This window comes from Microvirgula curvata (assembly GCF_054781615.1).
Map to the genome: position 1 here is coordinate 56,568 of NZ_BAAGUB010000030.1, position 9,544 is coordinate 66,111.

At 67.0% G+C, this 9,544-nt stretch carries 9 protein-coding genes; 1 reads left to right on the forward strand and 8 read right to left on the reverse strand.

Features of this window, described 5'->3' with window-relative positions; genetic code table 11:
- The first annotated feature begins 110 nt into the window (after window positions 1-110).
- Window positions 111-836, forward strand: a complete 726-nt coding sequence (locus ACYVG8_RS13415; protein ID WP_036386502.1) for a uracil-DNA glycosylase family protein — start codon at window positions 111-113, stop codon at window positions 834-836.
- On the opposite strand, the gene aroC is transcribed toward ACYVG8_RS13415, so the two are convergent.
- The 8 genes from aroC to selA all read right to left on the reverse strand — a co-directional run bounded on the left by aroC (window position 833) and on the right by selA (window position 9,030).
- A complete protein-coding gene (aroC, locus tag ACYVG8_RS13420; RefSeq protein ID WP_460746019.1) occupies window positions 833-1,933 on the reverse strand; it encodes a chorismate synthase in 1,101 nt (366 codons plus the stop codon). The two genes, ACYVG8_RS13415 and aroC, sit on opposite strands and share 4 nt — an antisense overlap.
- A 56-nt stretch (window positions 1,934-1,989) precedes the next feature.
- Window positions 1,990-2,628 carry a 2OG-Fe(II) oxygenase gene (locus ACYVG8_RS13425; RefSeq protein ID WP_051528990.1) on the reverse strand — a complete coding sequence of 213 codons (639 nt, stop codon included), beginning with the start codon at window positions 2,626-2,628 and terminating at the stop codon, window positions 1,990-1,992.
- Window positions 2,629-2,708: 80 nt separating this feature from the next.
- Complete coding sequence (locus ACYVG8_RS13430) at window positions 2,709-3,077, reverse strand: hypothetical protein (RefSeq protein ID WP_028499984.1); 369 nt, start codon at window positions 3,075-3,077, stop codon at window positions 2,709-2,711.
- Window positions 3,078-3,245: 168 nt separating this feature from the next.
- Window positions 3,246-3,950, reverse strand: coding sequence for a lytic transglycosylase domain-containing protein (locus ACYVG8_RS13435; protein WP_107888662.1), 705 nt, complete (start codon window positions 3,948-3,950; stop codon window positions 3,246-3,248).
- A gap of 33 nt (window positions 3,951-3,983) precedes the next feature.
- Window positions 3,984-4,769, reverse strand: a complete 786-nt coding sequence (locus ACYVG8_RS13440; protein ID WP_281660456.1) for a hydroxypyruvate isomerase family protein — start codon at window positions 4,767-4,769, stop codon at window positions 3,984-3,986.
- On the reverse strand, window positions 4,769-5,644 hold the full coding sequence (locus tag ACYVG8_RS13445; RefSeq protein ID WP_460746021.1) for an NAD(P)-dependent oxidoreductase: 876 nt from the start codon (window positions 5,642-5,644) through the stop codon (window positions 4,769-4,771). The genes ACYVG8_RS13440 and ACYVG8_RS13445 overlap by 1 nt, the downstream gene beginning before the upstream one ends.
- Before the next feature lie 58 nt (window positions 5,645-5,702).
- A complete protein-coding gene (gene selB, locus ACYVG8_RS13450) occupies window positions 5,703-7,598 on the reverse strand; it encodes a selenocysteine-specific translation elongation factor (protein ID WP_460746022.1) in 1,896 nt (631 codons plus the stop codon).
- Between the two features lie 13 nt (window positions 7,599-7,611).
- Window positions 7,612-9,030 (reverse strand): L-seryl-tRNA(Sec) selenium transferase, encoded by a 1,419-nt coding sequence (gene selA / locus ACYVG8_RS13455; protein WP_107888658.1) that lies wholly within the window; start codon window positions 9,028-9,030, stop codon window positions 7,612-7,614.
- Between the last annotated feature and the right edge of the window lie 514 nt (window positions 9,031-9,544).

Genomic DNA, 9,544 nt, shown 5'->3' on the forward strand with positions numbered 1-9,544 from the left:
GGGGGCGTTGTCATGCCTTTCAGCTTAGGCGGCGTTTGCCGCCGGCGGATATCACCCAAACGGACAGGGCGGCATCGTTCATTCGGACGAGGCGCGGCATACTGGTCGCCATGGACAGCATCGAACAGCAACTTGCCGCCGCCGTGCGGCTGCGCGAACGGGTTGACGCCATGCGCTTCCCGCCCCCGGTCACCCAGGTCTACGATCCGCTCGACTATGCGTGGGCGCCGTTTGCCGCCTACGTGCGCCGCTACGGTGGCGGGCGCAAGCGCGTGCTGTTTCTCGGCATGAACCCGGGACCCTGGGGCATGACCCAGACCGGCGTGCCGTTCGGCGAGGTCGGCATGGTACGCGACTGGCTCGGCATCGAGGCCGCGGTGCTGCGCCCGGCCGAGGTGTCGCCACTGCGACCGGTCGACGGCTTTGCCTGCCCGCGTTCGGAGGTCAGTGGCCGGCGGCTGTGGGGCGGATTCGCCAGCCGTTTCGGTCGGGCCGAAAATTTCTTTGCCGATCACTTCGTGGTCAACTATTGCCCGCTGCTGTTCAGCGTCGGGGCGCGAAACCTGACCCCGGACAAGCTGGCCAGCGCCGAGAGGGGGCCGTTATTCCAGGCCTGCGACACACACCTGTGCGCCGTGGTCGACGCGACCGGACCGGACTGGGTCGTGGGGGTCGGGCGTTTTGCCGCCGGCCGGGCGCGTCAGGCGCTGGCCGGACGCGCGTTGCGCATCGGCGAGATCCTGCACCCGAGCCCGGCCAGCCCGGCTGCGAACCGGGGCTGGTTCGCAGCGGCCGAGCGGCAGCTGGTCGGGCAGGGAATCTGGACTGGCGACTAAGCGATATGACCGGGGATGCGCGGGGTCTCCACCCGCACATCGCCGCACTGGGCGCGATGGCGCAGCGCGTGGTCGATCAGCACCAGCGCCAGCATGGCCTCGGCAATCGGCGTGGCGCGGATGCCGACGCACGGATCGTGGCGACCGTGGGTTTCCATGTCGACCGGATGGCCGGCCTTGTCGATCGAGCGGCGCGGCTGGGCAATGCTGGAGGTCGGCTTGATGGCGATGCTGACCTCGATGTCCTGGCCGGTCGAGATGCCGCCGAGAATGCCGCCGGCGTAGTTGCTGGCAAAACCGTCCGGTGTCAGCTCGTCACCATGCACGCTGCCGCGCTGGGTGACCGAATCAAAACCGGCGCCGATCTCCACGCCCTTGACGGCATTGATGCCCATCATGGCATGGGCGATATCGGCGTCGAGGCGGTCAAAGACCGGCTCGCCCCAGCCGACCGGCACGTTCTCCGCCACCACCCGCAGTCGTGCGCCCACCGAATCCAGTGATTTGCGGATGCTGTCCATATAGGTTTCCAGCACCGGAACCATGCTGCTGTCGGCGGCAAAAAACGGGTTCTGGCCGACTTCGTCCCAGCTGCGGAACGGAATGTGATGTTCGCCGATCTGCGTCATGTGACCACGGATCACGATGCCGTAGCGTTCATGCAGCCACTTTCTGGCAATGGCACCGGCGGCGACGCGCACGGCGGTTTCACGCGCCGAGCTGCGGCCACCGCCACGCGGGTCGCGGATGCCGTACTTGTGCCAGTAGGTGTAGTCGGCGTGACCGGGGCGGAAGGTGTCGGCGATATTGCCGTAATCCTTGCTGCGCTGGTCCTGGTTGCGGATCAGCAGCGCGATCGGGGTGCCGGTGGTGCGGCCCTCGAAGACGCCGGACAGGATTTCCACCGTGTCCGGCTCGCGGCGCTGGGTCACATGGCGGCTGGTGCCGGGCTTGCGGCGGTCCAGCTCGATCTGGATGTCGGCCTCGGTCAGCGCCAGTCCGGGCGGACAGCCGTCGACCACGCAACCGATCGCCGGTCCGTGCGATTCGCCGAACGAGGTAACGGTGAACAAGAGGCCGAAGCTGTTACCCGACATGGTGCGTTCCCGTAAGCGTGCAATATGGAAGGCGTCGAGTTTAGCACGGCTCCCGCTCAGACCGGCCGGCGGCGAAACCAGCCGGTGACGCTGAGCCGCGTGCGCCGGGCCGGCTCCACGGCATGCCAGTAGCGGTCGGACAGGAACACTGCCAGCGTGCCGCCTGCCGGCCGGATATGGATCGGTTCGAGGTCCGGGCCGCCGGCCCAGAAGCGCAGGTGGCCGCCGTCGTCGTCCTGCCAGTCGGGGGGATTGAGGTACAGCACCACGGTCAGCGTGCGCAGGTCGTCGTCGCGGAAGCGGTCGAGGTGGCGTTCATAGGCACTGCCGGGCGGATAGACCGCCAGGTGGCTTTCGAGATCGAACAGGCCAAGGTACAGCGCGCGATTGATGGCCTCGCGCAACTGGTCCATCTGCTCGCGGTAGTGGTCGAGAACGGGGTGGGGCGGGGCGTCGTCAATCCACAGCACCTGATCGGAGCGGATGCCCTCGCGGATCGCCAGGCCGCTGGCGCGGCCGACGCCGGCGCGGTGGAAATGGCCGTCGGCATGGACGGCAAGGGTGTGGGCGGCCAGGGCCGCAGTGTCGTCGGCAGACAGAAAACCGGGCCAGAGGGCCCAGCCGTTGTCGGCGACGCTGTCGATGCATTGGGTAAGACTCGTCACGCGGGGCGTGGCGAGCGCGAGCGGCTCCATGGGCGTGTCACTCCTCGTACGGCGATTTCAGCGGAAAGGCGGAGTGATAACACGAGACGGGGCGCCGCGTGCGAATTGCTTCAGCGCGCGCCGAGACGCAGCCGGTAACTGACCGATTCGCCGCGCTCGGCGGCGGTACGGTAGACGAACACCCGGATCATGTATTTGCCGTCGGTCGGCAGCTTGCCCCACCAGTCACGGGTCTCGGACACGCTCATGGCCTGGTGCTCCGGCTCCCACAGCAGGAAGTAGGCATTCGGCGAGCCGGACAGCGTGATGCGCACGGGCTGGCCGGCCTTGCCGGTGAATACATAGTCGCGGACCTGGTGGCCGCCGAGTTTGCCGCTGACGCTGGCATGGCCCTTCAGCGGGACGGGATCGGAAGAAAACGCCAGCGATGGCGCGAAAAGCAGGCTGGCGAGCAGAACGGTACGCGCAAGAACGGACATGGAGGACTGTAGTGGTGGAGAGGTCAGCCGACATTACGGTACGGCGGCGCCGTTCCGTCAAGGGCGCCGGGCATGGCTGACAAAAAAGCCGCCCGGCGTGCCAATGTCATCGGCGGCGCCGGGCGGGTCTTGAATGGCCGGCCGTGGCGGCGGATCGCCGCCAGGCCGCTAGCCGTTGAAGGCGGCTTTTTCCAGGCGGGGCGCAGGTGCTGCCGCCCCGTTGTCGTCCATGCTGGCTGCCGCGTAGGTGGCCAGCACCTTGGCGACGTATTGCCGGGTTTCCGCATACGGCGGGACGGCGTTGTAGCGTTTGACGGCCCCTTCGCCGGCGTTGTACGCGGCGATGACCAGGGTCAGGCGGTTGTCGAACATCTTCAGCAGATAGGAGATGTACCGGGCGCCGGCTTCGAGGTTCTGCCTCGGGTCCATCGGCTGCTCCGAGCCGAAGCGGCGTGCCGTGGAACGGGTGACCTGCATCAGGCCGTGCGCGCCGCGATTGGACAGTGCCTTGGGGTTGTAACCGGACTCCACGCTGATGATCGCGTGCAGCAGGTCGGGGTTGAGTTTGTAACGGGCGGCGACTTCCTCGACCATGTCGCGGTAGCGCTCGACCCGCGCCGGGCTCGGCGTGACCGGTCTGGCCGGCTTGATGTTGTACGGGTGGGTAATCCGGTTGACCGGGCGCGTGGCGCTCAGGGTCTGGCCGGGCGGAATGTACTGGTAACGTTCGTCGATTTTTTGGCTGGATACATGGACACGCCCTGTGTCATCGACATAGCCGTACATGGCGGCTTGCGAAGGCAAGGTCACTAGCAGAAAGCTAGCTAATGTCAGGGCTCTCAAAGTATGACAAATTAATCTCTTGAAAATCATGGGGTTGGATTCTAGTGGCGAAAACCGGATCGGTCAACCCGATGAATTTCCTGATGAAATCCATTCAAATGCCATGAAATTTTCATCATGCATTTTGAATTCCGCCGCGGTGATGCCCCGGTAGCCCAGCTGGTCAAGGGTGGTGAAAAGGGCCGGGAAGTCCAGCGTACCGGTGCCGGGCGCGCCCCGGCCGGGGACATCGGCGAACTGGATGTGGTCGATATGCTGAATGTGTTTTTTCACCAGCTTAAGCGGGCAGAAATCTTGTTTCGCCATATGGTAGACATCGAACTGCACCCCGAAATTCGCCTCATTGACGCGCTGTTTCAGCATCAGCATGTCGTCGACGGTGTTGATCAGGTAGCCCGGCATGTCGTACGGATTGATCGCTTCGCAGGTCACGGTCACCCCGAGTGGCGCCAGGGCGCGGCAGACCCGCACCAGGCTGGCGACCAGCGTGTCCAGCGCCTGTTCGCGGCGGATGCCGGCCGCCAGACGGCCGGCCAGCACGTTGACGAAACGCACGCCCAGTGCGGCTATATAAGGTTGTGCCACGGTCAGCGCGGCATCGATTTCCGCCTCGCGTCCCGGCACGCCGGCGATGCCGTCGCCACCGTTCATCAGATCGCCGGCCGGCAGGTTGATCAGCACGACCGCCACCCGGGCGGCATCGCGTGCGGCCAGCAGTTCGTCCAGTGGCACTTCATATGGAAACTGGATCTCCACCGTGTCGAAACCGGCCGCGCGGGCGGCAGCAAAGCGGGCCGTCAGCGGGCGGTCGGTAAACAGCATGGACAGATTGGCGGCGAAATGCGGCATCAGTGCAGGCTCCGGTACAGGTCGATCACGGTGGACAGGTCGGACTGGGCCTGACCGGCTTCGGCGTGGCGGCGCATCAGCGCCAGCGCCTGGCCGGCCAGTGGCACCGGGCTGTGACAGGATGCGGCCAGCGCCATGGCATTGCCCAGGTCTTTTTCCAGTGTCGCCACTTTCCACTGCACCGGTTCATGGGTGTGGCTGGCCATGCGCGGGGCAAGGATCTGCAGCGGTTTCGAATCGGCAAAGCCGCCGGCCAGCGCCGGCGCCAGCCGGGCCGGATCGACGCCGGCGCGCTCGGCCAGCGCGACCGCCTCGGCGATCAGCAAACTGTTGGCAGCAACGATCAACTGGTTGCAGACCTTGGTGACCTGGCCGGCGCCGACTTCTCCCATGCGGGTCACGCGTGCCGCCAGCGGGGCGAAGACCGGCGCCAGCCGTTCGATGGCCGCCGCATTGCCGCCAGCCATGATCGCCAGCGTGCCGTGCTCGGCGCCGCCGGTGCCGCCGGAGACCGGCGCATCGATCCAGCTGGCGCCGGTCTGCTGCTGCAGGCGTGCGGCAAAGTCGCGGGTGGCATCCGGGGCAATGCTGGAGAAATCGACCAGCAGGGTGCCGGCTGCGATGCCGGCGGCCACGCCACTGGCGCCGAAAACCACGGCCTCAACGGCCGCCGTGTCCGATACGCACAGCAGAACGGCATCGGCGCCTTGCGCGGCTGCCGCCGGGTCAGCGGCCAGGCGTGCGCCGCGCGCGACCAGCGCGGCCGTTTTGGCCTGATCCCGGTTCCATACGGTCAGGGCAAAACCGGCGTCGAGCAGCCGGGATGCCATGCGCTGGCCCATCAGGCCCAGTCCGATAAAGGCGAGTGTTTTCATGCAGGCTCTCCTGTTGGCAATGCGGAAGGTGGCGGTGACGTCGCTCGCGGCCGGCGGATCAGAACAGCCGCGTGTCGCGCAGCCGGTGGGCGTCGCCCTGGCGGCGCAGGAAGCCGCTGCGGTCGAAGAACTCCAGAATCTGGATCGCCAGCTTGCGGCCGACACCGATGGCGTCGCGGAAGCTGGCCGCGTCGACCTGACCCTGTTCTCCGGCCAGTTCGCTGGCGATGGCGGCCAGCCGCTCGATGGTCTGGCTCGGGTAGTAGCGGTCGGGGACGATGGCGGTGACATGACCGAGCCGGGCGGCTTTCTTCATCAGCAGGCGCACGCCGGCCTCGTCGAGACCGGCATCGCCGGCCAGGTCGCGCACCCAGCGCGGTTCCCAGCCGTCGCCAAGCCATGGCTGCAGCCTTGCCCAGTCTGCCGCCTCGCGGGCATCGAAACTGAGCACATGGCCGGGCAGGTGCAGGAAGCCGCGGCTCATCTGCAGCCGGCCGTCGGCCAGCAGGTCGTCGAACAGCGCATCGGCGGCAGCGTCGGTCTCGGTCGGCACCGCCAGCCGGCGCAGCCGGCCGCGTCCGGCGCCCAGCTGGTCCGGCTGGGCGTCATGCAGGGCCTGCAAGCGGCTCAGGACCCGTTCCTGCAGCGCCTGCCAGTGGGCCGGCGAATAGGCGTTGCCGGTGTTGTCGCGGCCGGTGACTTTCAGCCCGGCCAGGGCAGGCAGGGTCGCGAGCTGTCGCGCATCGAGCTGGCGCGCCCAGGCAAAGTCGGTCAGCGACACGGCGCCGGTCTGTGCCCGGCAGCGCAGGGTATCGTTGTCGTCGTGAATGACTTGCACCAGTTCGCGCAGCGCAGCCAGCCGGGCCGGGGTGCGCTTGCCGCGCGAGGGCGGGGCCAGTTCGATGACGGTGGCGCCGGCCAGGGTCTGGCGGGCGCTGGCGTCGCGCAGGATCAGCCGGTCGTTGTCGGCCAGATGCAGTGGCGTGTCGAGCGCCAGTTCGGCCAGCGCCGATTCGCCGCGGGGCAGGGCGATGCGGTCCAGCAGCGCAATGCGGCCGGTCACGTGGCTGGCCGCATGATGGACATGCACTGTCTGCCAGTGCGCCAGCGGCGTGGCGAGATCAAGCGATGCATCCAGGCGGAGGGTGACCCGGTCGGTGGCGGCGGGCGGTGCGGCGGCCAGCAGCCAGTCGCCGCGTGAAATATCGGTTTTTTCGACATCACCGGCCAGGTTGACCGCCACGCGCTGGCCGGCATGGGCACTGTCGGTTGCCCGGTTCTGTGCATGCAGGCTGCGTACCCGCAGCGGCCGGTTGCGACCGGTCAGCCAGACGGTGTCGCCGACGGCGACCCGCCCGGAGAAAGCGGTGCCGGTCACTACCAGCCCGCTGCCGGTCAGGGTGAAGGCGCGGTCGATGGCGTGACGGAAACGTCGCGTTTCCCGCGCCGACTGGCTGGCCGGCAGGCCGACCAGATGGTCGCGCAGTGCGTCGATGCCGCTGCCGTCCAGGCTGGCGACGGTGAACAGCGGGCTGTCGGCCAGCCGTGTCGGCGCCAGCAGGGCGCGGACTTCCGCTGCGACTTCGGCGTGGCGGGCGTCGTCGACCAGATCACGCTTGCTCAGCACCACGCTGGCCCGGGTCAGACCGAGCAGATGCAGGATGGCCAGGTGTTCGCGTGTCTGCGGCATTACGCCGTCATCGCAGGCGACGATCAGCAGCGCATGGTCGATGCCGGCGACACCGGCCAGCATATTGGTCAGGAATTTTTCATGACCGGGCACATCGATAAAGCCCAGTGAGCGGCCATCGGCCAGCGGCAGATAGGCGTAGCCGAGGTCGATGGTCATTCCGCGCTTTTTTTCTTCCGGCAGACGGTCGGCATCGGTGCCGGTCAGGGCGCGGACAAGGGCGGTCTTGCCGTGGTCGACATGTCCGGCAGTGGCGATGATCATGGGGCGGGTCCGGTCAGTGGGCGGGCGCGGCGGACAGTGCGGCGAGGTTGGCGCAGAAGCCGGCCTCGTCGTCCAGCAGCCGCAGGTCGAGCCAGAGCTTGCCGGCCGACAGCCGGCCGATCACTGGCGAGGGTAGCTCGCGCAGGCGCTGGGCAAAGGCTTCCAGCGTCTTGCCGCGACCATCGCGCGGTTCGATGCAGATCGCCCAGCTCGGCAACCGGTCCACCGGCAGCGAGCCGCTGCCGATCTGCGACAGGCAGGCCTGATCGTCTACCCGGAATGCCTCGCCCGCAGCCAGGGTCAGGGCCGGCAGCAGGCGGCCGGCCACGGCGCGGATCTCGGTCTGGGCCCGGGTCAGGTAGCGCAGTGTGGGCAGGGTATCCGGCAGCCGGTCGGGCTCCAGATACAGGCGCAACGTGGCTTCCAGTGCTGCCAGCGACAGTTTGTCGCAACGCAGTGCCCGCTTCAGCGGGTGCTTCTGGATGCGTGCAATCCAGTCGCGGCGGCCGATGATCAGGCCGGCCTGCGGACCGCCGAGCAGCTTGTCGCCGGAGAAGGTCACGACGTCGATGCCGGCGGCGATCATCTGCTGCGGCATCGGCTCTGCCGGCAGCCCGTGGCGGGACAGGTCGATCAGGGCGCCGCTGCCGAGGTCGGTCGCCAGCGGCAGGCCGTGTTCGCGTGCCAGCGGCGCCAGTTCGGACTCGCTGACACTGGCGGTAAAACCCTCGATCGCATAATTGCTGGTATGGACCTTCATCAGCAGCGCGGTATCAGCACTGATGGCATCGCGGTAGTCGCGCAGATGGGTGCGGTTGGTGGCGCCGACCTCGACCAGCCGGCAGCCGGCCTGGCGCATCACGTCGGGCATGCGGAACGCCCCGCCGATCTCGACCAGTTCGCCGCGCGACACGATCACTTCGCGGCCGGCCGCCAGCGTGGCCAGCGTGATCAGTACCGCTGCCGCGTTGTTGTTGACCACGCACGCGGCTTCCGCGCCGGTAATCGACGCCAGCAGTTCGCTGATGGCGCTGTCGCGGTGGCCGCGACCGGCGCCGTCCAGGTCGTATTCCAGCGTGACGGCATGGCGCATGGCACGGGTGACTGCCTCGACAGCGGCTTCCGCCTGCACGGCACGACCGAGATTGGTATGCAGCACGGTGCCGGTCAGGTTGTAGACCGGGCGCAGTGCCAGCCGCTGCCGGTCGGCGCAGTCGGCGGCGATGCGTCGCGCCAGCGCACCGGCGTCGCTGGCCCAGGCGGGCAGCACGGCGTGGTCGCGGATATGCGCGCGCGCCCCGTCCAGCACCTGACGTGCGGCGGCGACCACGGCATCACGGCCATGCCGGGCCAGCGGCAGATTCAGATCGGCGTGGTTCAGCAGGGCATCAATGCCGGGAAGGCGGGCGAACAGGGCGCGGAGGTCAGGCATGCGGTGCAGGCGGGCGGGTCGCTGAGAGCGTTATTGTAGCAGTCGTGCCATCGGGAAGCCCATTCGTCGGCTGTCTATCGCGCAACAGGCATAGTCTTCTATAAAAGGGTTTATATACCCGTGGTTTGAAAATAATTTAATTTAAAAAATAAAACCGCATGGTTTTATATTGCCGTCCCGGTATTTTATGAATTTTTACTGAAGACATAAAAAATAAAGCGTTGATGGCATTCAGAAGTGCAGACCTGCTGTTGTACATGTGAGTCCTGAATACAGCGTAGTACGAGCCTCTCTCCCCGATAAACTCCCTTGTCGCATTCAGAGTATGGCCATGGTCTGGATGCCTGGAGTGCAGTGTCATGTTTTCCGATTCTTCCTCCATCACCATTTCTCTCCCCTCGCTGCCCACCATCCACGACGCCCTTCCCGGCCCCGGTGACGGCAGCGGGCCCACCCTCTCCGCCGGCCTGGTCTCGTTCGACATCCCGCTGTCTCTCCCCGTCGCCCGCGAATC

Coding starts and splice junctions, on each gene's coding strand:
- ACYVG8_RS13415 (WP_036386502.1), top strand. CDS start 111: ATGGACAGCATCGAACAGCAACTTGCCGCCGCCGTGCGGCTGCGCGAA.
- aroC (WP_460746019.1), bottom strand. CDS start 1,933: ATGTCGGGTAACAGCTTCGGCCTCTTGTTCACCGTTACCTCGTTCGGC.
- ACYVG8_RS13425 (WP_051528990.1), bottom strand. CDS start 2,628: ATGGAGCCGCTCGCGCTCGCCACGCCCCGCGTGACGAGTCTTACCCAA.
- ACYVG8_RS13430 (WP_028499984.1), bottom strand. CDS start 3,077: ATGTCCGTTCTTGCGCGTACCGTTCTGCTCGCCAGCCTGCTTTTCGCG.
- ACYVG8_RS13435 (WP_107888662.1), bottom strand. CDS start 3,950: ATGATTTTCAAGAGATTAATTTGTCATACTTTGAGAGCCCTGACATTA.
- ACYVG8_RS13440 (WP_281660456.1), bottom strand. CDS start 4,769: ATGCCGCATTTCGCCGCCAATCTGTCCATGCTGTTTACCGACCGCCCG.
- ACYVG8_RS13445 (WP_460746021.1), bottom strand. CDS start 5,644: ATGAAAACACTCGCCTTTATCGGACTGGGCCTGATGGGCCAGCGCATG.
- selB (WP_460746022.1), bottom strand. CDS start 7,598: ATGATCATCGCCACTGCCGGACATGTCGACCACGGCAAGACCGCCCTT.
- selA (WP_107888658.1), bottom strand. CDS start 9,030: ATGCCTGACCTCCGCGCCCTGTTCGCCCGCCTTCCCGGCATTGATGCC.